General features: G+C 67.5%; 20 protein-coding genes. 11 read left to right on the forward strand and 9 right to left on the reverse strand.

From position 1 onward, the window contains the following. Positions 1–323 precede the first annotated feature (323 nt). Positions 324–1,481 carry an epoxide hydrolase family protein gene (locus tag JL101_RS21510; protein ID WP_203096418.1) on the forward strand — a complete coding sequence of 386 codons (1,158 nt, stop codon included), beginning with the start codon at positions 324–326 and terminating at the stop codon, positions 1,479–1,481. 15 nt (positions 1,482–1,496) lie between these two features. On the opposite strand, the gene JL101_RS21515 is transcribed toward JL101_RS21510, so the two are convergent. Continuing rightward, on the reverse strand, positions 1,497–2,018 hold the full coding sequence (locus tag JL101_RS21515; protein WP_203096417.1) for a 2'-5' RNA ligase family protein: 522 nt from the start codon (positions 2,016–2,018) through the stop codon (positions 1,497–1,499). 239 nt (positions 2,019–2,257) lie between these two features. Here JL101_RS21515 and JL101_RS21520 point away from each other — a divergent pair, with 239 nt between their 5' ends. Both JL101_RS21520 and JL101_RS21525 read left to right on the forward strand, forming a co-directional pair. Continuing rightward, positions 2,258–2,515 (forward strand): hypothetical protein, encoded by a 258-nt coding sequence (locus JL101_RS21520; RefSeq protein WP_203096416.1) that lies wholly within the window; start codon positions 2,258–2,260, stop codon positions 2,513–2,515. An 875-nt stretch (positions 2,516–3,390) separates the two neighbouring features. Then, on the forward strand, positions 3,391–4,074 hold the full coding sequence (locus JL101_RS21525) for a class I SAM-dependent methyltransferase (RefSeq protein ID WP_203096415.1): 684 nt from the start codon (positions 3,391–3,393) through the stop codon (positions 4,072–4,074). 5 nt (positions 4,075–4,079) lie between these two features. Here the strand turns inward: JL101_RS21525 and JL101_RS21530 are convergent, their stop codons facing one another. The 5 genes from JL101_RS21530 to JL101_RS21550 all read right to left on the reverse strand — a co-directional run bounded on the left by JL101_RS21530 (position 4,080) and on the right by JL101_RS21550 (position 10,277). Beyond that, positions 4,080–5,507: a sensor histidine kinase gene (locus JL101_RS21530; protein WP_203096414.1), complete on the reverse strand. Its 1,428-nt coding sequence runs from the start codon at positions 5,505–5,507 to the stop codon at positions 4,080–4,082. Between the two features lie 82 nt (positions 5,508–5,589). Further along, a complete protein-coding gene (locus JL101_RS21535; protein ID WP_203096413.1) occupies positions 5,590–6,123 on the reverse strand; it encodes a molybdopterin-dependent oxidoreductase in 534 nt (177 codons plus the stop codon). A gap of 360 nt (positions 6,124–6,483) precedes the next feature. Further along, positions 6,484–8,154: an alpha-amylase family protein gene (locus tag JL101_RS21540; protein WP_203096412.1), complete on the reverse strand. Its 1,671-nt coding sequence runs from the start codon at positions 8,152–8,154 to the stop codon at positions 6,484–6,486. A gap of 97 nt (positions 8,155–8,251) precedes the next feature. Next, the gene (locus tag JL101_RS21545; RefSeq protein ID WP_203096411.1) at positions 8,252–9,757 is read right to left on the reverse strand and encodes a tripartite tricarboxylate transporter permease; all 1,506 of its coding nucleotides are present in this window, start codon (positions 9,755–9,757) and stop codon (positions 8,252–8,254) included. A gap of 10 nt (positions 9,758–9,767) precedes the next feature. After that, positions 9,768–10,277, reverse strand: a complete 510-nt coding sequence (locus tag JL101_RS21550) for a tripartite tricarboxylate transporter TctB family protein (protein WP_203096410.1) — start codon at positions 10,275–10,277, stop codon at positions 9,768–9,770. 282 nt (positions 10,278–10,559) lie between these two features. Here JL101_RS21550 and JL101_RS21555 point away from each other — a divergent pair, with 282 nt between their 5' ends. After that, a complete protein-coding gene (locus tag JL101_RS21555) occupies positions 10,560–12,179 on the forward strand; it encodes a vanadium-dependent haloperoxidase (RefSeq protein WP_203096409.1) in 1,620 nt (539 codons plus the stop codon). A 14-nt stretch (positions 12,180–12,193) separates the two neighbouring features. On the opposite strand, the gene JL101_RS21560 is transcribed toward JL101_RS21555, so the two are convergent. Further along, entirely contained in the window at positions 12,194–13,081 is an 888-nt protein-coding gene (locus JL101_RS21560; RefSeq protein ID WP_203096408.1) for an inositol monophosphatase family protein, read from the reverse strand. Further along, positions 13,078–13,992 carry a diacylglycerol/lipid kinase family protein gene (locus JL101_RS21565; RefSeq protein ID WP_203096407.1) on the reverse strand — a complete coding sequence of 305 codons (915 nt, stop codon included), beginning with the start codon at positions 13,990–13,992 and terminating at the stop codon, positions 13,078–13,080. The genes JL101_RS21560 and JL101_RS21565 overlap by 4 nt, the downstream gene beginning before the upstream one ends. A 264-nt stretch (positions 13,993–14,256) precedes the next feature. Between JL101_RS21565 and JL101_RS21570 the strand changes: the two genes are divergently transcribed. From JL101_RS21570 to JL101_RS21590, 5 genes are all read left to right on the forward strand, one after another. Continuing rightward, on the forward strand, positions 14,257–14,745 hold the full coding sequence (locus tag JL101_RS21570; protein WP_203096406.1) for an NUDIX hydrolase: 489 nt from the start codon (positions 14,257–14,259) through the stop codon (positions 14,743–14,745). Positions 14,746–14,872: 127 nt separating this feature from the next. Then, positions 14,873–16,429: a threonine ammonia-lyase, biosynthetic gene (ilvA, locus tag JL101_RS21575; protein WP_203096405.1), complete on the forward strand. Its 1,557-nt coding sequence runs from the start codon at positions 14,873–14,875 to the stop codon at positions 16,427–16,429. Positions 16,430–16,543: 114 nt separating this feature from the next. Then, complete coding sequence (locus JL101_RS21580; protein ID WP_203096404.1) at positions 16,544–17,425, forward strand: ABC transporter ATP-binding protein; 882 nt, start codon at positions 16,544–16,546, stop codon at positions 17,423–17,425. 2 nt (positions 17,426–17,427) lie between these two features. After that, the gene (locus tag JL101_RS21585; protein WP_228435052.1) at positions 17,428–18,210 is read left to right on the forward strand and encodes an ABC transporter permease; all 783 of its coding nucleotides are present in this window, start codon (positions 17,428–17,430) and stop codon (positions 18,208–18,210) included. Between the two features lie 60 nt (positions 18,211–18,270). Continuing rightward, positions 18,271–19,299 carry an ABC transporter substrate-binding protein gene (locus tag JL101_RS21590; protein ID WP_203096402.1) on the forward strand — a complete coding sequence of 343 codons (1,029 nt, stop codon included), beginning with the start codon at positions 18,271–18,273 and terminating at the stop codon, positions 19,297–19,299. A gap of 263 nt (positions 19,300–19,562) precedes the next feature. Here JL101_RS21590 and JL101_RS21595 read toward each other — a convergent pair whose 3' ends face one another. Then, positions 19,563–20,507, reverse strand: coding sequence for a GlxA family transcriptional regulator (locus JL101_RS21595; protein WP_203096401.1), 945 nt, complete (start codon positions 20,505–20,507; stop codon positions 19,563–19,565). Between the two features lie 121 nt (positions 20,508–20,628). Between JL101_RS21595 and JL101_RS21600 the strand changes: the two genes are divergently transcribed. Both JL101_RS21600 and JL101_RS21605 read left to right on the forward strand, forming a co-directional pair. Beyond that, positions 20,629–21,441, forward strand: a complete 813-nt coding sequence (locus tag JL101_RS21600; protein WP_202682010.1) for an SDR family NAD(P)-dependent oxidoreductase — start codon at positions 20,629–20,631, stop codon at positions 21,439–21,441. A 66-nt stretch (positions 21,442–21,507) separates the two neighbouring features. After that, on the forward strand, positions 21,508–22,875 hold the full coding sequence (locus JL101_RS21605; RefSeq protein WP_203096400.1) for an epoxide hydrolase family protein: 1,368 nt from the start codon (positions 21,508–21,510) through the stop codon (positions 22,873–22,875). Positions 22,876–22,898: the final 23 nt, after the last annotated feature.

Raw genomic sequence — 22,898 nt, forward strand, 5'->3', positions numbered from 1 at the left:
CTTGACGTCGCCATGCTCGGAGAACACTTCCCCGGTCGTGGCGGTCAGCCGGCTGTAGACATAGTCGTGATCGGAGGCTTCGGCGGAAGATGGTGAGCATGGCGGATTCCGTTCTGGACCAAATGCAGCCATGCCCCGAAGCGGAGCCGAAGCGACTCTTTTCTGTCAATTTCTTGAAATGTGCATTCACCACCGGACACCGGTCGGCGGCCCGGCATGATCCGGGCATGCTCGACGGGGAGCGCGGGTGCGCGGTTCCCTCGCGCAACGCCTCGGGGTTAAGATCCGGCAAGGAATATGAAAAGGACGAAGGGAGGAAAGCCATGCCGGCGACACCGGAACCATACCGGCTCCATGTGCCCGACGATGCGATCGAGGACCTGCGCGAGCGGCTCGGCCGGACCCGCTTTCCCGACCAGGCGCCCGGCGAACCCTGGGCCTTCGGCACCGACGTGGACTGGATGCGGAGCTTCACGGCCTATTGGCGGGACCGATTCGACTGGCGGGCGCAGGAGGCGCTGCTCAACGGGTTTCCCCAGTACAGGGTGCCGCTCCACGGGATCGACCTGCATTTCCTCCACGTCCCGGGAAAATCCGCCGACGCGATGCCGCTGCTGCTGTCGCACGGCTGGCCCGGATCGGTGTTCGAGTTCCTCGACCTGATCCCGCGCCTGACCGACCCCGCGGCCTTCGGCGGCGATCCGGCCGACGCCTTCACCGTGGTGGCGCCGTCCCTGCCCGGCTTCGGGCTGTCGTTCGCGCCCGGGCAGAAGCGTTTCGGCGCCGAGGAGATCGCCGACTGCTTCGCCGCGCTGATGACCGGGGTGCTGGGATACGACCGGTACGGCGCCCAGGGCGGCGACTGGGGATCCTTCATATCGTCCCGGATCGGCCATGCCCACCGGGACCATGTGGCGGGCATCCACCTGAACCTGATGCCGCTGCGGCGCGACCCGGCGATGGTCGGGTCCCCCACCCCGGAGGAGCGGCGCTACCTGGAGGAGCTGAAGGTCTTCCTGAAGGAGGAGACGGGCTACCAGTGGATCCAGGGGACCCGGCCGCAGACCCTGGCCTTCGGGCTGACCGACAGCCCGGCCGGGCTGGCCGCCTGGATCGCCGAGAAGTTCCGGGCCTGGTCGGACTGCGGGGGCGACGTGCTGTCGGTGATCGACCGGGACCGCCTGCTCGCCAATATCGGCCTGTACTGGTTCACCGGGGCGATCGGATCCTCCTTCTGGCCCTATTACGCCCGCCTGCACGGCCCCTGGCCGATCCCGGAAGGCGGCACGGTCGACGTCCCGACCGGCTATTGCCAGTTCCCGACCGAGATCCTGCGCCCGCCGCGGTCGATGGCGGAACGTACCTTCACCGATATCCGGCGCTGGAGCGTGATGGAGCGCGGCGGCCACTTCGCCGCGATGGAGCAGCCCGACGCCCTGGCCGCCGAGATCCGCGCCTTCTTCCGGCCGCTGCGCGGCTGACCGGGGAAGCGGCGGTCACTCTGCGAAGGGGAACTCCCCCAGCGGCTGCCACGGCCCGCCGAGATAGCGCCACAGCAGCAGGCTTTCGCCGACCACCCCGAACGGCTCGAAGCCGGCTGCGAGCCGTTCCAGCAGGGCGCGCGCCTCGGCCGGGGCCGCCTTGTTCTGGACGGTGACGTGGGGCCGGAACGGCTGCCGGTCCTGCGGGGTCAGATGGGCTGCCCAGCGGGCCGCCAGCGCCGCCCGGACCTCCGCCAGGGCGGGAGCGTCGAAGCCATAGGCGACGCCCTTCCCCAGGAAGCGCAGCCCCGTCGCCCGGAGGAGCGGCCGGGAGCGGCCGGCCAGCGCCTCCCGGAGTCCGGCGGCGATGCCGGCCGGGTCGTCGCCGGGAAGGTGGTGGAACAGGGTGAGATGCGCCGGCAGGAAGTTCCTCTCCGGCGGGAAATGCGCCCGTCGCAAGGCGTCCAGCCGGGCGAAGGAGTCGCCGTCCATCCCGAGCGTCAGGATCAGGGGCGCCGGTCCGCCCGGCGCCGTCATGGCATCCTCCCCGGCGAAACGGCCGCGGTGACTCGTCCCATGAATTCGCCCAAGGCAATACCATGGCGGGCAATGCCTATTCCTTCGGCAAGATAACAGTATATATCAATTTGTTGGGATATGACCCGGTTATGCTCTGGCATGTCGGTGCGATTCTTTCGAAAACTTGAAGTCATTAACTGCTCGTCAATCCATTCCTTATAAATTGAAGCTATCGCAAGACAAAGAGCCCGAAAGCCATGCCCTCCCCAGCCTCACAATCATCCTCAGCCACTCCCTACCCCGCCGCCTCGCCGGTCGATAAGCTCCACGCCGAGTATGCGGCTGCCCGCGACCAGATCCTGCGGCAGACCAACTCGACCCATGTGAGCGAGTGCCTGGACGCCATCCGCCCGCTGTGGGCCGCGTACCAGGCGAAGCTCGCGGCGCTGGCCTCCGCCGGGCAGGCCTTCGAGCCGGCCGCTGAGGAACCCGTCCTGGTCCGGCTGTCCGCCTGACAGGCGATATGGGCCGTTTCCTGCCGAAGGCCAGGAAACGGCAGGCGCCGGTCGGCAGAACGAACTTTCCCCGGACAAAGGACGCTTTTCCGGCAGAGCGTTCACCCTTCTGTCGTCATGGCCGGGCTTGACCCGCAGCTGTCCGGCACGATGATTGCTCATTCTGCGGAAGGGTTGATAGCGGGCAGAAACACTCCTTTTTCGTCATGGCCGGACTTGATCCGGCCATCTTTCGCGGGAAGCATCGAAGCCTCCGTGCCTTGAGATCCGCGGGTCAAGCCCGCGGATGATGAACCGAAGGAGAAAACAGTCGCTAGAAGTGTTCTCAATGGTTGATAGGCAAGTACCGTGCCGGACAGCCGTGGACTTGATCCGGGTATCCCCCTGCACGGCGGCGCTGATGGAGTCTGCAAGCGATGACCGGGTCAAGCCCGGTCATGACGATGAACAAAGGAACGCTCCACCAGAAAAACGCTCTCTGATTGAATCGGCAACAACCGTGTCGGACAGCCGCGGATCAAGTCCGCTCATGGCGGATGGGGTTCTTCTGCGTGCCTGATACACTGTCGGGCAACAGGCAGAATTCTTGCCGGATCACTTCGACTACGCAGCATGAACCGTGCAGAACGCCCCCAGAGGCTTGCCGCTCCGCTGCCCCCTCCCCCGCACGCCGCTCATTTTGCATGCGTATGAAACTTTTAAACATATAGGGGTATACAGTATAACGGCATCGACGTCCCGCCGAAGATAGTATTTCTGCTCCCCAAGGTGTCTTCTTGCTCTCGCCTCTTTGTCCCTGCTGCCGGAACTCCGGATATCCGATTGGTCAAATCGATCTCGGGGAAAGTTGCAACGATGCTTTCGAAGGGCGTCGGATGTTCCCCGACACAGGCAAGATGATCCGATACTCGGCCTGCCTGGCCTGCGACCACATTTGGACTACCTGCCTCGACCATTGGACTTCGGCTGACTTTCAACGGCACATCTACAATGACGATTATGTGCTCGCCGATCCCCCCTTCACGTACGACCGTCCCGCGCGCAACGCGGCACTGATCGACCGGATGGTCGGTCCCATGAAGGAAACGGTCGATATCCTGGACTGGGGCGGCGGCAACGGCCTCATGGTGCGCCTGCTCGCCGAGCGCGGCTTCCGTCATGCGGTCTCCTGCGACCCCTTCTACGGCGACGGCAAGCCGGCCCCGGGGCGGCGCTTCGACCTGGTGACCTGCTTCGAGGTGGTCGAGCACGTCCCGGACCAGCAATCGCTGTTCGCCGAACTGGCCCGCCTGGTCGCCCCGCGGGGAGCCCTGCTGCTGAGCACCCTTGTGCAGCCGGACGACATCCACCGGATGGGACTCGGCTGGTGGTACGCACGCCCCCGCAACGGACATGTCCGCCTGCACAGCACGGTCAGCCTGGAACACTGCCTGGCGGTCGTGGGACTGGAACTGGTGTCGCTGTCGGCCGAGTTGCACGTCGCATTCCGGACGGCGGACTCACCGGTGGTCCAGGCGCTGCTCGCGGCGGAGGTCCATGAGCCGTCGCTGCCCGGCTGAACCGCTCAGGGAAGCGACCGGGATACCGGGACGGCCGCGCCGAGGAGCGCCCGCTCGGGCGGCAGCTCGACCAGCACCTCGGTGCCGCTGCCGGGCTCGCTCGACATCCGGACCGTGCCGCCGTGGCGCTCCACGAGTTGGCGCACCAGCGGAAGGCCCAGCCCGGTGCCCTGGGCCTGGCGGGCATGCCGGCTGTCGGACTGCTCGAACGGCTGGAAGACGCGCGCGAGGTCGTCGGGCGGGATCCCGATGCCGGTATCCGTCACGACGATGACCGTGCGGCCGTCGGCGGGCCGCTCCAGCGAGACTCCGATCAGCCCGTCGGCGGGCGTGAACTTGATGGCGTTGGACAGCAGGTTGTCCAGCACCTGCCGCAGCCTCAGGCGGTCGCCGAAAACGCCGATATGGCCCAAGGCCGGCTCCAGTTCCACCCTGACGCCCGCGGCGCGGGCGGCTTCCCGCAGGTCGCGGATCGCTTCCGCGGCGACGGCGACCAGGTCGACGGCCTCCTCCCGAAGCTCCAGCTTGCCGGCCTCCAGCTTGGCGAGGTCCAGGATGTCGTTGATCAGCGACAGCAGCCTCTGGCCGGCATGGTGGATGTCGCCGATATACTCGGCCTGACGCTCGCCCAGCCGGCCGAAGATGCCGGTCATGAGGGCTTCGGAGAACCCCAGGATCGCGTTCAGCGGCGTGCGCAGCTCGTGGCTGACATTGGCCAGGAAGTTGGACTTGGCCTCGCTGGAGCGCACGGCGGCGTCGCGCGCGGCCACCAGGTTGCCGGTCAGGTCCAGGAGCTGGCGGTTGGTGGCGCGCAGCGTCGTCTCCGAACGCATGTGGCGGCGCATCAGCCATCCGAGGGCCAGCAGCAGGAGGACGAAACCCACGCCGTAGCCCAGCAGCTTGACCTGGAAGGCGCTCACCTGGGACTGCATCCGCCCGATCAGCGCGTTCTGCCGTTCGACCACGGCGAGCGACATCCGCCGGTGGACGATGATGGCCTGCTGGACCCCTTCGTCGGCGACCCGGCGGAACGCGGCCGGGTCCGACGCCAGCAGCGGCAGTACCCGGTCGATCAGGTCGACGGCGCGGCGGACGTCGGCGACGCCTTCCTCGGACCTGATGCCCCGGGTGTGCCATTCGGAGCTGCCGGTCTCCGGCAGCGAGTTGATCCGGTTGAAGACGTTGTCCAGCCGGAGATTGATCTCGTCGACCTGCGCGGGGTCGGCCGATTCCGGCGTCACGTCGGGATGCAGCCCGCGGATGGCGACCTGGAGGCGCAGAAGATCGCCGGCAAGCTGCCCGTCGTACCAGATGTCGGCGCCGCTGGCGATCTCCACCGACCGCTGGATGGCGATCAGATCGAAGACGAGCATCGGCGAACTGCACAGCAACAGTACGAAGGATACCGTCCAGACGATCTTGCCCAGGTCCATGAAACGCTCCCTGGCAGCCATCAGCGGGTACGAGGTCGCGGTAGCTTGGGGACGGGACCGCGACGCAGTTTCACGCGGTCCGTCATTCCACCATGATCGATTTCAGTTGCCAGACCCAGCGCGACAGGTAATCGCGCTGGCCCAGTTCCGGAAAGGCGTGTTGCGGATAGATCACCCAGATCGGGCCGCGGTCGCGCCGCGACATGTATTCGCCATCCCGCTTGAGGGCCAGCATGACGGGCCAGGTGCGGGCGTCGGCGGCCGGGGTCGTGCTCTCGAACTCGTTGAGCGCGATCAGTCTCAGCGTGGTGGCGGCCGGGTCGGCGCCGACCGCTTCGAGCAGGGCCGAGAGCAGGACCCCTTCGAACACGGAGGGTTCGACGGTCCAGCTCGTCAGGGTGGTGAAGCGGACCAGCCCCAGGGATTCCAGGGTCGGCAGGTCGAAGCGGATCGGGCCGTCGGCGGCGATCTTGCCACCGATCGTCAGGATGACCGGGCCCTTCGGCTCCGGGAAGTCCATGCCCGCTTTCAGCGTCGGCTCGGTGACCCGCTCGTAGACGGGCGAGGAGGCCTGCGCCGCCGCCTGCCGGGGAGCCGCCGCAAGGCCGACGGCCACGAGGCAGGCGAACATCCCGGCAAGCACGAGCTTGAGGACACGGGGATTCGGCAATGATGATGATAAAGCGAAATGCTGCGCCACGGCGAGACTGCCCATGTCCGGGGGGACGAGTTGAAATACTATATGCACCGGTAGCGGTGCATCTGTTATCAAATTTGGTCATTCATTACTTAAGATCCGATGAAAAATCCCCGCGGCATGGTTTCAGATATCCCCCGCGGACCTTTGTGATAGGGCATCGGCACCTTCTGTTTCCAAGTTCATATGACGGACGGCCGAAGAGTCGGCTTCGCCCGGACAGGGGCTTCTCCTTCGCTTCGGGCCCGACGCAGGGAACCGGATGCCTCGGCCGGCCCCCTAGAGCAGAATCGTCTCGCCCTTTCGGCGGACCCGGAACCAGCGGCAGCCGTAGCGGCCGAGGTCTATACTGACCTCGCCGTCCTTTCCCAGGGTGAAGTCGCCATGGCCGAACAGATCGACCAGGCTGTCCCATCCCAACGCATTCTCCACCTTGAAGCTGGCGCCGCATTCCTTGCCTCCCAGGTTGTGGATGGTCAGGACGGTCCGGCCTTCCCAATCGTAGCGCAAGGCGAAGACCGCGGGATCGGTCACCGGGACGACGCTCCAGGTGCCGTAGGCGATCTCGGGCGTCTCGTTGCGGCGGCGGATCAGGCGCTCCATCCAGTTCAGCAGGGAGGCGTCGTCGCGCCGCTGGGCCGCGACGTTCACGCCGGCCGGCCCCCAGCGCTTGCCCGAGACGACCGGGCGGCGGAGGTCTCCGGGCTTCGCGGTCGAGAAGCCGCCGTTGATCTCGTCCGACCACTGCATGGGCGACCGCACGCTCAGCCGGCCCGGGATGTCGAGGTTCTCGGACATGCCGATCTCCTCGCCGTAGAACAGGACCGGGGCGCCCGGGAGCGCGAACATCAGGCTGTAGGCCATGTGGATCCGGGCCTGGTCGCCGTCCAGCATGGTCGGCAGCCGGCGTCGCAGGCCCCGCCCGAACAGCTGCATCTCCGGCTTGGGGCCGAACGCCCGGAAGACCTCCTGCCGCTCCGCCTCGGTCAGCTTGTCGAGCGACCATTCGTCATGGTTCCGGATGAAGTTGCCCCACTGGGCATCCGCCGGCAGCGACGGCAGGGCCTTGAGCCCGTGGATCAATCCGCTGGCGTCGCCCCGCGCCAGCGCCATCGCGAATGTCTGGTTGAGGTTGAAGTTGATGCACATGTGGAGTTCGTCGCCGTCGTCGCCGAAGAAACGGCGGACGTCTTCCGGCTCCAGGTTGACCTCTCCCATCAGGATCGCGTCGCCCCGGCGCCGGCCCAGGAAGGCGCGCAGTTCGCGCAGCCAGTCGTGGGGCGCTATGTCCATCTGCCCCTTGATGCCGATCGTCTCCAGCAGGAACGGCACCGCGTCGACCCGGAAGCCGGCGAGGCCGAGTTGGAGCCAGAAGCCGATGATCTTGCGGATCTCGTCGCGCACGGCCGGGTTGGCGATGTTGAGGTCGGGCTGGTGCTTGTAGAAGCGGTGCAGGAAATACTGGCCGGCCTGCTCGTCCCACTCCCAGTTGCTGTCCTCCTTGTCGGGGAAGACCAGGCCGCCCTGGTCGCCGGCGGGAATCTTGTCGCTCCAGACATACCAGTCCCGGTAGGGCGACTTGGGGTCGGACCGGGCCGACTGGAACCAGGGATGCTCCTTCGAGGTGTGGTTGACCACCAGGTCCGCGATGACCCGGATGCCGCGGTCTCGCGCGGTCCGGATGAACTCGACGAAGTCGCCGAGCGAGCCCAGGCGAGGATCGACGCCGTAATAATCGGTGATGTCGTAACCGTCGTCGCTGTTGGGCGTCGGGTAGAACGGCATCAGCCACAGGCACGTGACCCCGATCCCGGCCAAGTAATCGATCCGCTGGATCAGCCCGGCGAAGTCTCCGATCCCGTCGCCGTCGCTGTCCTGGAAGGTTTCCACGTCGAGGCAGTAGAAGACGGAGTTCTTCCACCAGGTGTCGCTGGTCCGGGTGATCGCCATGATGGTCCTCTTATCCTTGGTGGACGCCCAGGGCGCGGACGTCCCCATGGAAAGGCCGGCGGCGCCGATAGGTTCCAGCCGCCCGCGCGGGGTCAGGTCAGGCCCGGCCCGCCTCCCCGGCCCTCCTCCGACGCCGGCGCAGCAGGAACGGCACCAGGACGAGCAGCAGCGCCGTCACCAGGAGCCCCAGCGAGATCGGCTGGGTGAAGAACACCGACACGTCGCCCTGGCTGATCGCCAGCGCCCGGCGGAACTGCTGCTCGACCAGCGGCCCCAGGATCAGGCCCACGACGCAGGGCGCCACCGGCACGTCGAGCACGCGCATGCCGAAGCCGATCAGCCCGATCACCCACAGGATGACGAGGTCGACCACGTTGTTGTTGAGCGTGTAGGCGCCCAGGGTGGCGAACACCAGGATGCCGCCGTAGAGCCACGGGCGCGGGATGGTCAGCAGCTTGACCCAGATCCCGACCATGGGCAGGTTCAGCATCAGCAGCAGCACGTTGCCGATATAGAGGCTGGCGATCATGCCCCAGACCAGCTCGGGATTGGTGTCGAACAGCAGCGGCCCCGGCTGGAGCCCGTACTGCTGGAAGGCGGCCAGCATGATGGCGGCGGTGGCCGAGGTCGGCAGGCCCAGCGCCAGCAGCGGGGCGAGCGTCCCGGCCGCCGAGGCGTTGTTGGCGGCCTCCGGGCCGGCGACCGCCTCGATGGCGCCCTTGCCGAACTCCTCCGGGTGCTTGGACAGGCGCTTTTCCACAAGGTACGACAGGAAGGTCGGGATCTCGCTGCCGCCGGCCGGCAGCGCGCCGATCGGGAACCCCAGGAAAGTGCCGCGAAGCCACGGCTTCCACGACCGCTTCACGTCCTCGCGGCTCAACCACTTCGAGCCCTTGAGGGCGTAGATCTCCTCCGTCTCGAAGCGGTAGCGGGACGCGACGTAGAGCGTTTCCCCGACCGCGAACAGCCCGACCGCGACCACGACGGTGTCGATCCCGTCGAGCAGCTCGGGAATGCCCAGGGTGAAGCGCGCCTGGCCGGTCTGGAGGTCGATGCCGACCAGCCCGAGGGACAGGCCGAAGAACAGGCTGGCGAGGCCGCGCGGCAGGCTGTCGCCCAGCACGGCGGTGACTGTGACCAGCGCCAGCACCATCAGCGCGAAATACTCCGCCGGCCCGAACAGCAACGCCATCTGCACCATCAGCGGCGCCACGAAGGTCAGCGCGATCGTGGCGATGGTCCCGGCGACGAACGAGCCGATCGCCGCGGTGGCGAGTGCCGTGGCGCCGCGCCCCTGGCGCGCCATCTCGTGTCCGTCGATCGCGGTCACGATGCTGCCGGACTCGCCCGGGGTGTTCAGCAGGATCGCGGTGGTCGAGCCGCCATACATGGCGCCGTAATAGATACCGGCGAACATGATGAAGGCGGATGTCGGTTCCAGGTTGTAGGTGATCGGCAGCAGCAGGGCCACGGTCAGCGCCGGACCGATGCCGGGCAGCACGCCGATCGCCGTGCCGACCGTCACGCCCAGGACCGACCAGAGCAGATTGTAGGGTGTCAGCGCCACGGCGAAGCCGTGGCCGAGGGCCGCGAGGGTTTCCATCGGTGTCCGCCTATTCCGCCGCCGGCTCGGCCGGGGCAAGGAAGTCCTCGACCATCTCGCCGGGGATGCCGCCGGGCAGGCCGAGGTCGAGGCCGTAGTTGAAGACGACGAAGGCCAGGACCGCCAGCCCCAGGCCGAGCCCCGCGTCCACGAGGATCCGGCGGCTGAGGAAGGCCCGGGCCACCAGGACGAACAGCAGCGTCGCGGCGACGATCCAGCCCGCATATTCGATCAGCAGCATCTCGACGATCAGGCCGGCCGAGACCAGCGCCACGGCGCGCCAGTCCAGCTCGATCCCGCGCTCGTGGGCGATGCGGCCGGCCAAGGCCTCGCGCAGCAGGGTGGCGCCGATGGCCAGCAGCCCCACCGCGATCAGGAAGGGGAACAGCCGGGGGCCGACCGGCGCGTTGCCGCCGGCACCGCCGAGCATCCAGGTCTCGATCCCGATGAACAGGCCGAGCGCCACCACCGCCCCGCCCAGTACCGCCTCGCCCAGGCGCAGGCCGCGTCCCGTCGTCATGTCTTCCCCCCAGGTCTTCCGCCGTTGTGGTCCGGCTTTGCGTGCATCGTCCGGCCAGCTTACCGCCGATCGGGGCTGCGGTCACCATGCCGCGGCCGTCAGGCCCGAACGGGATGGCAGGTGCATCCTCGTGAAGATGCCCATCCAAGTAACATATGTAATCGTTCTGGAGTTCTATAATGAATTATAGACCACGGAGAGAGATATTTTTCACCCGGCTCAAAGTAACTTCAGCACGGCGCAGACTTAATCTCGCTTTCCAACTAGGGTCAGGAGAAACCGATGATCGCAGATCCGATTCTGTTCTGGAACGATGTCTCTCTTGAGGTACATCGGCGTGATTTCAGCTTCGAGGAAGCGCCGTCGAAAGGCCATGGATCCAAGGCCTACATGGATCAGCAGGTATCGGTTCCCGAGCAAGGCGGGCCCACGAGAACGTCCCGCGCGCTGGCGATCGTCCATCTCGCGATGCACGACGCCTGGATCGCCTACCGCGACCAGGGCACCCGCTATCACGTCGATCCCGTCCTGCCCCTGTCGGAGGTGGATACCGACGGCGGCTATGCCGCCGTGGGCGAGGCCGCGGCCATGACGCTCACCGCGCTCTATCCCAGGCAGGCCGCCTTCATCCGGAGCAAGTGCCAGGAATGGACGGCGCTGATCGCGGACATCGACCCGGCCCAGTCCGACAGGGGCGCCATCTTCGGCGCGGCGGTGGGCAAGCTCCACCTGGAGGACCGTAGGAACGACGGCTCGGAGAAGGCTGGCGACTACATGGTCGCGGGAACTCCCGGTGCCCACCAGCCCGACCCTTACGCTCCCGACCAGGGTTTCCTGACCCCGGCATGGGGCGAGGTCAGGCCGTTCATCGGCGGCGGGCCCGTCCCCGGTATCGGGCCGTTCGGCCTGACGGAACTGTCCGACGTGCTGAAGCACGCGGACTGGCACCGGGAGGTCGAGGAGACCCGGACCAAGGGCGGCGCCCCGGGCACGCCCGGCCTGACCCGGACCGCCGAGGAAACCATCGTCGGGATTTTCTGGGGGTACGACGGCGTCCGCCATCTCGGGACGCCGCCCCGGCTATACAACCAGTGCGTCCGGACCATCTCGAAGCAGGCCGGCCTTTCCCCGACCGAGAACGCCAGGCTGTTCGCGCTGGTCAACATGACCATGGCGGACGCCGGCATCGCCGCCTGGAAACTGAAATACGAGATCAACCTGTGCCGCCCCGTCATCGGGGTGCGCGAAGCCGCACGGGGATACGGCAAATACGGCAACTCGTCCCCGGCCACCTTCGCCGGCGGCAGCCTCGCCATGCCGGTTCCGGACACGGCTGACGCCATCAAGGCATGGCTGGCGGTCGAGCCCGTCGGCATCTCGACCCGCTACCACACCCGGGCGGCCGATCCCGCGGCGATGACGCCGGAGATGCATTTCGACGGCGACCCGACGTGGCGTCCCCTGGGCGCTCCCCAGACCAACGATCCGGGCAAATTCCACCGCACGCCGAACTTCCCGGCCTATCCTTCCGGACACGCGACGTTCGGCGCCGCCTGCTTCATGACGGTCTACCACTTCCTCAAGGCCCGCATGGACTGCGGCGGCGGGACCGATCCGGACACCCTCGCCTTCGCCTTCACGTCGGACGAGTTCAACGGCGTCAACGGGGACCCGGACGGTTCGGTCCGGCCGAGGCACATGCGGAAGATGACGCTGGCGCAGGCGATCCATGAGAACGCCGTCAGCCGGGTCTATCTGGGCGTCCACTGGCGGATCGACGCGATCGAGGGCGTCCGGCTCGGACAGGAGATCGCCCGGCAGGCCGCGACGATGATCCCGGGGCCGGGCGGCGCCACGGCGACCATCGCGGAATTGAAGAAGTCCCTGGTCGCGGGCGACTGACGACCCGGCACGGCTCAGGTCGGGCGGACCCGCGCCATCCGCTCGACCGCGCCGGGCTCGCCCAGGATCAGGGGCCGGCGCCAATTGCGCAGGTCGGGGGCGCCGCCCGAAGCCCCCGCGACGGGCTCCAGCCGCTCCAGCGGGACCCACCCCCGCTCGTCCCGGTACCGGACCTCGCCGCCGGCGGCCAGGACCAGCGGGATACCGCCGGCGACGTCCCAGACGTTGGGGCGCTCGAACCGGGCCACCCGCAGCAGCCCTGCCGCCACGAAGGCGCATTCGACCGCGGCGGAGCCGGTCTTGCGGATGTCCCATTCCAGCGCCGCGTCCGGCGTCGCCTCGGGCTCGCCGGCGAGGCGGCGGCGGACGGCGGGATTGGGCCTCGGGTCGAGCGCCTCCTCGTCGAAGCAGAGGGGGCCGCCCGCCCTGGCATGGTAGACGCCGGGACGGAGCGCATGGCTGGTGCTGCACCAGACCGCGCCCACCACGGGCCTCCCCCGGTGAAGCACGCCGACCGACCCGGCGAACAGCGGGAACCCGTTGACGAAATTGGTCGTGCCGTCGATCGGATCGACCGCCCAGACGAAGTCGTGGTCGCGGCCCGGCCGCTCGTCCATCTCCTCGCCCAGGATGTCGTGCTCCGGGAACCGGTCGCCGAGCCGGGCGCGGATCAGCACCTCGACCTGGGAATCGACCTCGGAGACGGGGTCCTTGAGGGACTCCCCGGCCGCCGGGGCACCCTCGGCATTACCCTTGTAGCGGACTTCGAGGGTGCGGCCGAGGGCGGCGACGATCTCGGTGCCGGCCAGCCTGGCCAGTTCCACCGCCACGCGCTCGATGTCGCGCAGCAACTCCTGCGGAGGGACCCCGTCGGGGCCGCCCCTGGCCGGTTCGCCACTCATGGCGTCCTCCCTGGCTTGTCCGCGGCGGCACCCCGCGCGGCGGACGCCGGCACCAGGATGCGGACCTGTTCGGGTTCGAGACCGATGGAGACCCGGCCGACCACGCCCGGCGCCGGGGAAAAGTTGTCGCCGAGGCGGAGCGACTTGCCCGCCCAGACGATCTCGACCTCACGGCCCCGGATGACGTCGAGCGGGGGCATGGCGACGTCGGGGCCGCCGTCCAGCCATTCCAGCATCTCGGCCCGGCGATCGGCCGGCATATGCACGACGTCGAGGAGGCCGTCGCCGGGATCGGCGTCGGGCGCCAGCGTCAGGTCGGGGCCGGTCTGGCCGATATTCATGACCTCGAAGACCAGGAAGTCGCCTTCCAGCGTGCGGCCGTCGACGATGGCCTTGAGATGTTCGGACGCGCCTTCGGCCACCTTTTGCCGGAACGTCTCCCGGCTGGTCCGGATCTGCTCCTCGCCCGCAACGCCCGCCTCGTCCACCTCGGCCATGGCGCGGGCCAGCAGCCCCATCCCGACGGCCTCGATGAAGCGATGGTGGCCCCACGGCCCCTTCGCGAACCCGATGTCGAAGGGCCGCGGCACCATGTTGCCCAGGGCGGCGGCGATCTCCGCCGGATCGCCGGCGATCCCGAGCGCGTCGGCGATGTTGTTGGCGGTTCCCTGCGGGACGATCGCGACCGGTATGCTCCGGTCCGGCAGGTGCGTCAGCACCCGGGTGACCGTGCCGTCGCCGCCCACCGCCACGACCAGGTCGGCGGGGCGGCACAGCACGTCCGAGAAATCGGTTCCGTTCACCGCGCAGGAGAAGGGCTCGCACCCCGCCTGGCGGAAGATTTCCAGAAGGTCGTCCTGCGATGGTCCGTCATCGCCGGCCGACGGGCTATGTAGAAGAAGCGTGCGCATGACCCCGCCAACATGCCGCCCGCACGGCGAGTTCCGGCGGAAAATGCACAAAACCGTGTCCCTGAGTGTTGAACAAGGAAGCAATTTTCCGCTGAACGGAACCCGCTGCCGAGAAAACGTTTAATTTGCACGTATCCAGGAACTATATGTCAGTGTACCTTGTCGCAAATATCTCACAGGGAGAGTCGCCGCCGGTAAGAATCCGGTACATCACCTGCCAGCATAATGCCGTCTTCCTAGGGCGCTTCTTTGGAACTAAATAAAATGCCACGATCTCAACTTGCCGTCATTCCGTTCGAAGTCCGCCAGGATCAGTTGATGGTGCTGATGGTGACCTCGCGCGAGACGCGGCGCTGGGTCGTTCCCAAGGGATGGCAGGAAAAGAAGGTTCCGGACCCCGAGCAGGCGGCGCGCGAGGCCTACGAGGAAGCGGGCGCCATCGGCCAGGTAGGCGCCAAGCCGATCGGCTCCTACCGTTACGAGAAACGCCTGAAGAACGGCCGGTCGAAGACCCTGGACGTCGCGGTCTACCCGTTCGAGGTCGAGGATCTGCTGGATGAGTGGCCGGAAATGGAGGAGCGCGAGCGCCGCTGGATGACCCCGGCCCAGGCCGCCCTGGCGGTCGACGAGGGATCGCTCGCGGCACTGCTGCTCGGGCTGGAGGCGAACCCGCCTCGGCTCGGCGGGTCCGGGCCGTCCCGGAAATCCTCCGCCGGCCGCCGGAACGGCCGCGCCTCGGCGCACCCTTTCTGACGGGTTCCGCCGGAGCCGGCCCGCGCTGCCCAGACGGCGCTTGAAACGGGCCGGGGGATGTATAGCATCCCGCGGCACGCAGCAGCTGCGCCCCGACATTCCGCCGGGGCTCCGGGAGTCCGCCCTCGTGCATGATTACGCCAAGAAGATCCTCACCGCCCGCGTCTACGACGTCGCCGTCGAGAGCCCGCTGGACGCGATGCCCCGCCTGTCGCAGCGGATCGGCAACCGGGTCTTCCTGAAGCGCGAGGATCTCCAGCCGGTCTTCTCCTTCAAGATCCGCGGCGCCTACAACAAGATGAGCGGCATGGCGCGGGCCGACCTGGAGCGCGGCGTGATCTGCGCCTCGGCCGGCAATCACGCCCAGGGCGTCGCCATGGCGGCGGCGCGCCTGGACGTCCGGGCCATGATCGTGATGCCCTGCACGACGCCGGCCATCAAGGTCCAGGCGGTCGAGCGGCGGGGCGGCCAGGTGGTGCTGCACGGCGACGGCTTCGACGAGGCCTACGCCCATGCCCGCCTGCTGGAGGCGGAGCACGGGCTGACCTTCATCCACCCCTACGACGACCCCGACGTCATCGCCGGCCAGGGAACGGTGGGGATGGAGATCCTGCGCCAGCACCCCGACCCGATCGAGGCGATCTTCGTGCCGATCGGCGGCGGCGGGCTGGCCGCCGGGGTCGCGGCCTTCGTCAAGTTCCTGCGGCCCGACGTCAAGGTGATCGGGGTGGAGCCGGACGACGCCGCCAGCATGAAGGCGGCGCTGGATGCCGGCGAGCGGGTGGTGCTGGACCAGGTCGGGCTGTTCGCCGACGGCGTCGCGGTCCGCCAGGCCGGGGCCGAGACGTTCCGGCTGTGCCGCGAGCTGCTGGACGGCATCGTCACCGTGGACGCGGATTCCATCTGCGCCGCGGTCAAGGACATCTTCGACGACACGCGGGCGATCGCCGAGCCGTCGGGCGCCGTGGCGCTGGCCGGGCTGAAGCTCTACGCGGAGCGGGAGGGCATCTCCGGCCGGGCGCTGGTCACCGTCAACAGCGGTGCCAACCTGAACTTCGACCGGCTTCGCCACATCGCCGAGCGCGCCGAGATCGGCGAGCACCGGGAGGCGCTGCTGGCCGTCACCATCCCGGAGCGGCCGGGCAGCTACCGCCGCTTCATCCAGATCCTGGGCCGCCGGTCGATCACCGAGTTCAACTACCGCTATGTGGACGATCCCGAGGCGCACATCTTCGTCGGCGTCCAGCTGACCGGGGGCGAGCGCGAGAAGCGGGAGATCATCGACCTGCTGCGTGCCGAGGGCTTGCCGGTCCAGGACATGAGCGACAACGAGATGGCGAAGCTCCATGTCCGCCACATGGTCGGCGGACGCGTGCCCGGCCTGCGCGACGAGCTGATCTATCGCTTCCAGTTCCCGGAGCGGCCGGGCGCGCTGCTGAAGTTCCTGGACGGGCTGGCGACGGACTGGAACATCTCGCTGTTCCATTACCGCAACCACGGCGCCGACTACGGCCGCGTGCTGGCCGGCATCCAGGTCCCGGAGGCCGACCGGCCGATCTTCCGGCAGCGGCTGGCCGAGCTGGGGTACCCGTGCTGGGACGAGACCGACAACCCGGCCTACCGATCCTTCCTGGACGGCGGCGGCCGCACTATCCGTGCCGGGAAAGATCATTATCCGATCTAAAGTTTTTCTTGTGGCGCGCCTGGGAAATAGATATGCCGATGCGGACAATTTTCGGGATGTGCGCGGGACGGCGTATATCCGACAGGACGACGTGACGGAGGGGAGGTGGCGCGGATGGCGCGAGCAGCCGCAGTTTCCGGGGAGTCGGTATCCGGGGAGCCGGTATCCGGGCAGAATGGCCGTGAACCGGCCGGCCGGGCCGCCGCGGTGGCGCTGGACGGGGTCGGGATCAGCTTCGACCTGCCGGACGGCGGGACCTACCAGGCGGTCGCACCGACCCGCCTGGCGGTGGCGGAGAGCGAGTTCGTCGCGATCGTCGGGCCGACCGGCTGCGGCAAGTCCACGCTGCTGAACGCCGCCGCCGGACTGCTGAAGCCGGCCTCCGGCACGGTCAGCATCCTCGGCGAGCCGCTGACGGGCCTGAACCGCCATGCCGGCTACCTGTTCCAGCAGGACAGCCTGATGCCGTGGAAGACCGCGGCCGAGAACGTCGCGATCGGGCTGGAGGTCGCCGGCATTCCCCGGACCGAGGCGAGCGACCGCGCCCGCGACTGGCTGGGCCGGGTCGGGCTGAAGGCGTTCGGCGACCGCTATCCCCACATGCTGTCGGGCGGCCAGCGCAAGCGCGTCGGCCTGGCCCAGGTTCTGATCCGCGATCCCAGGATCATCCTGATGGACGAGCCGTTCGGCCCGCTGGACGCGCAGACCCGGCTGATCATGGGCGACCTGCTGCTGGAGCTGTGGTCGGCCGACCGCAAGGCCGTGATGTTCGTGACCCACGACCTGGAGGAGGCGATCGCCCTGGCCGACCGGGTCGTGATCATGTCGGCGGGACCGGCCGCGCGGATCATCGGCGACTATCCGATCCCGCTCGACCGGCCGCGCGACATCGGCGAGATCAAGCTGGACCCGCGCTTCCTGGAGACCCACCGGGAGATCTGGCACGCGCTGAAGGAGGAAGTCCTGAAAGGCTATCGCCAGAGCGAGGGGGCATGACCATGAGCCGCGCGAAACTGCTGCCGCTCCAGATCCTGGTGGCGGCCGCCGCGATCCTGCTGTGGTACCTGGTGTCGGAGACGGCGCTGTTCGGCGACCCGAAGACCATGCGGTTCTTCTTCTCGACCCCGCTGGACGTGGCCGAGCGGATCGGCGAGTGGATGATCGGCGGGACGATCTGGTACCACCTGGGCATCACGCTGCTGGAGGCGGCGCTGGCCTTCGTGATCGGGTCCGTCAGCGGCGTGCTGATCGGGTTCTGGTTCGCCCGGAAGCCGCTGGTGGCCGGCGTGTTCGACCCCTACGTCAAGGCCGCGAACGCGCTGCCGCGCGTCGTGCTGGCGCCGATCTTCGCGCTGTGGCTGGGGCTGGGCATCTGGTCCAAGGTGGCGCTGGGCGTCACGCTGGTCTTCTTCATCGTCTTCTTCAACGTCTACCAGGGCGTCAAGGAGGTCAGCCCGACCGTGCTGGCCAACGCGCGCATGCTGGGCATGAACGAGCGGCAGTTGCTGCGCCACGTCTACCTGCCGTCGGCGCTGAGCTGGATGTTCTCGTCGCTCCACACGTCGGTCGGGTTCGCCATGGTCGGCGCCGTCGTCGGCGAGTATCTCGGATCGTCGGCCGGGCTCGGCTACCTGATCCAGCAGGCCGAGGGCGTGTTCGACGTGACGGGGGTGTTCGCCGGCATGTTCGTGCTGATGGCCTTCGTGATCCTGATCGACTGGCTGGTGACCAAGGTGGAGAACCGCCTGCTGGTCTGGCGCCCGCAGCCGGCGGCGGCCTGAGGCCGCCAATCATCGATAATCAGAATGCAAGATGGGCACAATGCAAGAGGGGAAGCATCCATGAAGATCCTGATGAAGGGCCTGTCCGGCGCGCTCGCGGTCGCCGGCCTGGCGCTGGCCCTGGCGGGCGCCGCCGCCGCGGCCGAGCCGGAAAAGAAGGACGTGTCGCTGGCGGTCGGCGGCAAGCCGCTGCTGTACTATCTCCCGCTGACCGTCGCCGAGCGGAAGGGCTTCTTCAAGGAAGAGGGCCTGAACGTGGAGATCAACGACCTGGGCGGCGGCGCCAAGTCGCTCCAGGCGCTGATGGGCGGGTCGGTCGACGTGGTGACCGGCGCCTACGAGCACACGATCCGCATGCAGCAGAAGGGCCAGGACATCCGGGCCGTGGTCGAACTGGGGCGCTTCCCCGGCATCGTGCTGGCGGTGCGCAAGGACTTGGCGGGCGAGATCAAGTCGCCGGCCGACTTCAAGGGCCGCAAGATCGGCGTCACGGCGCCCGGGTCGTCCACCGCGCTGACCGTGCAGTACGCCATGGTCAAGAACGGCCTCGCCGCGACCGACGGCAGCCTGATCGGCGTCGGCGGCGGAGCCAGCGCGGTGGCCGCGATGAAGCAGGGCCAGATCGACGTGATCTCTCACCTGGACCCGGTCATCGCCAAGCTGGAATCCGACGGCGACATCGCGACGCTGATCGACACCCGCACCGAGGACGGCGCGCGGGCGCTGTTCGGCGGATCGAACCCGGCCGCCGTGCTCTACGCCAAGGCCGACTTCATCGAGAGCAATCCCGAGACCATGCAGCGCCTGACCAACGCCTTCGTGAAGTCGCTGAACTGGATCGGCAAGGCGACGGCCGAGGAGATCGCCGCGGTGGTCCCGCCGGAATACCACCTGGGCGACAAGGGCCTCTACATGAAGGCGGTCGAAAGCTCCAAGGAGAGCTATTCGCTCGACGGCATCATCAAGAAGCAGGGCATGGAGAGCATGCTGGCGATGCTGAAGACCCTGGAGCCCGACTTCGCCAACGCTGACATCGACCTGGACAAGACCTTCGACCCGACCTTCGTGCAGAAGGCCCAGGCGAAGTAAGGGGACGCTCTTCCTGGAATCGAGGGTGGTAGCGGTTCACATGAAGCTCGCTTGATGCCGTCGCCATCCCCGTTCCGGGCGTATTCGTTACGGCCATGGCACACAGTCCCGTGCTCATGGCGGCCGGCCGTCAGGCGGACGTGGACCGAATAAACAGCCTCTCGGCGCTGAAATCGATGACTTCGTTGAAGGTCCGATGGAAGGTGTGAGCCTTGCCTTCGGAGCGGAGCAAGGAAGTCGCGCCCCCCGGGATCTCCGCGTCATTACGCCATTTGGCTTAACCTATCGTTTCGCCGGATCGTCTGCGGCGGCTGCCCGAAGGCTCGCACGAACGCTCGACGCATTCGGTCTCGGTCGGCAAAGCCCGTCTCCCGCGCGACCTCGTCCATCGAATGCCGACCTTGTTCCATCATCAGCCGTGCTGCCTCGACCCGCAGCTGCTCCACGGCCTTGGCGGGAGAACGACCCGTTTCCGCCAGGAACGTGCGGCTGAACTGCCGCGGACTCAGGTGAGCGGCGTCGGCAAGCTGTTCCACGGAGATTGTATCGGCCAGATGCTCCTTGGCGTAGGCAAGCGCATTCTGAACGCGATCGGACTTCGGTGACATGTCGAGAAGCGCGGAGTGCTGCGACTGCCCGCCCGCGCGCCGGTGATAAACGACAAGGGACTTGGCGGCATGCCGCGCCACATCCGAACCGAAGTCCTTCTCGACCATGGCCAGTGCCAGATCGATGCCGGCGGTTGCTCCGGCTGATGTCCAGATCGCGCCGTCAATGATGAATATGCGGTCTTCCTCGACTTTGATCGCGGGGAAGCGCGCCTGAAGCTCAATCGCATTGCGCCAGTGTGTCGTCGCCCTCCGTCCGTCGAGCAAACCGGCCTCAGCCAGGATGAAGGTGCCGTTGCAGATCGCCGCGATGCGGCGCGTGCCATCCTGCGCTGAACGGAGAAGGTCGAGCAGGCCTGCCGTCGGCCGTGGTGGGCCGAGCCCGGCCCCGACGATCAGCGTGTCGATCTCGCCGGGCTCGAAGGGTACTGTCTCGACGATCATGCCGAGCGAGGAGGCGACCGGACCACCGGTCTCGGAGAGGACGCTGATCTCATAGAGCGTCTCGCCGGCGAGCATGTTCGCGAACTCGAACACCGAGGCCGCCGCCAGCGTCATCATCTGGAACCGCGGGATGAGGATAAACCCGACGCGCTGCATGAGGCGACTCCGGTCACATGTCCGAAAAGGCAGTGTAAACGACTTAGGGGCCGAGCGCCAGCGAGCCTAAAGTGTGCCCAGCAGCCAGCAGGGTGCTGACTGACAAACAAAAGGCAACATCATGCTTGGCCACAATAAAGGCACTGCTCTCGTCACGGGCGCATCTGCGGGCATCGGAGCAATCTACGCCGATCGCCTCGCCGCACGAGGCTATAATCTAATCCTTGTTGCCCGGAGCCGGGTTCGACTGGACATGTTGGCGGCAGGAATTACTGACCGCACCGGACGCTCCGTCGAGGTGATCGCGGCCGATCTCGCGTTGAAGGCGGACCTCGCGCGGGTTGAAACCATCCTCAAGTCGGACGCCAGCATCACGCTCCTCGTCAACAACGCCGGAATCGGTGCGCCAGTGCCGACTTGGCAGGCCGACGTCGATCTGATGGAGCAGATGGTCGACGTCAACGTCACCGCTCTCATGCGGCTCACCTACGCCGCGGTGCCCGGCTTCGTCGCTCGCGGCAAGGGCACGGTCATCAACATCGCTTCCACCGTGGCACTGGCGCCCGAGTTCCTGCTCAACGGCGTCTACGGCGGCACCAAGGCCTTCGTGGTGGCCCTCTCGGCCTCGCTGCACAACGAGCTCGCCGACAAGGGCGTCCGGGTCCAGGTCGTGCTTCCCGGCGCTACCGCGACCGACTTCTGGGACATCTCGGGCGTGCCGCTCGCCGGCGTACCGACTGAGATCGTGATGCCGGCCCCGGCCATGGTCGACGCGGCGCTCGCCGGCCTCGACCTTGGCGAGATCGTCACCATCCCGGCGCTGCCCGATACCGCGACTTGGGACGCTTTCGAAGGCGCGCGCGCCGCGATGGTGCCCAACCTCTCGCGGGCGGCGCCGGCCGAGCGCTATCGCCCGACCCCCGCGGCTGCCTGAGATCGGCGCCGGTCACAGCGCAAATCTGCAGCGCCACCGTATCCCGCTTCATCGAGGAGAACGATCATGCCTGCCCTCTCGCTCGTCTCTCGCCGCCAACTGCTGCTGACGACCACGGTCTCCGTCGCGGCATTCGGCCTCGCCCTGCAGACCGGCGCCGGCTTTGCTCAAACTGTCGCCGCTCCCGCCTCGGTCAGCGTCGCCGCGCAAGACGCAACCATCCGCCCATTTCGTGTGAACGTGCCGGAAGCGGCACTCGTCGATCTTCGCCGCCGCATCGCCGCGACCCGTTGGCCGGACCGGGAAACCGTCCCGGATCAGTCGCAAGGTGTCCAGTTGGCGAAGCTGCAAGACCTCGTCCGCACCTGGGGCACGGACTACGACTGGCGCAAGGCCGAGGCGAAGCTGAACGCCTTGCCGCAGTTCATCACCACGATCGACGGCGTCGACGTCCAGTTCACCCACGTCCGCTCGAAGCACCCTGACGCCATGCCGCTGGTCATGACCCACGGCTGGCCGGGGTCCGCGCTCGAGCTGCTGAAGGTCGTGGGCCCGCTGACCGATCCCACCGCTCACGGCGGACAGGCGGAAGACGCCTTCCACCTCGTCCTGCCGACTTATCCGGGATACGGCTTCTCCGGAAAACCGACCGAGGCGTGGGGCCCCGACCGGGTCGGCCGCGCCTGGGATGTTCTCATGAAGCGCGTGGGCTACGAGCGCTACGTGTCGCAGGGCGGCGACTGGGGGGCGATCATCTCGCAGGTGATGGCGGTGCAGGGGCCGCCGGGGCTGCTTGGAATCCATACCAACATGCCCGGCACCACACCTCCAGCCGTGCTGAGGCTGATCCGCAACCGCGAGTCCGCGCCGGCCGGGTTTACGGACGCCGAAAAGGTGGCGTTCGCCGGGCTCGAGACCTTTTACAGGAAGGGGTTCGGTTATGCCGAGATGATGAACACCCGGCCGCAGACGCTCGGCTACGGTCTCGCGGATTCGCCGGTCGCGCTTGCCGCCTTCCTGTACGAGAAGATCGCGATCTGGACGCACAGCGGCGGTGATCCGGAACGTGTGCTGACGCGAGACGAGATCCTCGACAACATCACGCTCTACTGGCTCACGAACACAGGCACCTCGTCATCCCGGTCCTACTGGGATGCGGCACAGGGTGAAGGCGGGCCGTTCAACGCCATCGAGATCACCAAGGTGCCGGTCGCAGTCACGGTCTTCCCGGGCGAGATCTACCGGGCGCCGCGGAGCTGGGGCGAGCAGAGCTTCAAGAAGCTCATCTACTGGAACGAGGTCGACAAGGGCGGGCACTTCGCCGCCTGGGAGCAGCCGGAGCTCTTCGCCGGTGAGATCAGGGCGGCCTTCAGACCCCTTCGCTCATCGCAGCCGTCCGACCAAGCCGATACGTTCAAGGCGGTCGAGCGATGACCGCCGGCATCACCCATCCGCTC

The organism is Skermanella rosea (genome assembly GCF_016806835.2).
Classification (GTDB): domain Bacteria; phylum Pseudomonadota; class Alphaproteobacteria; order Azospirillales; family Azospirillaceae; genus Skermanella; species Skermanella rosea.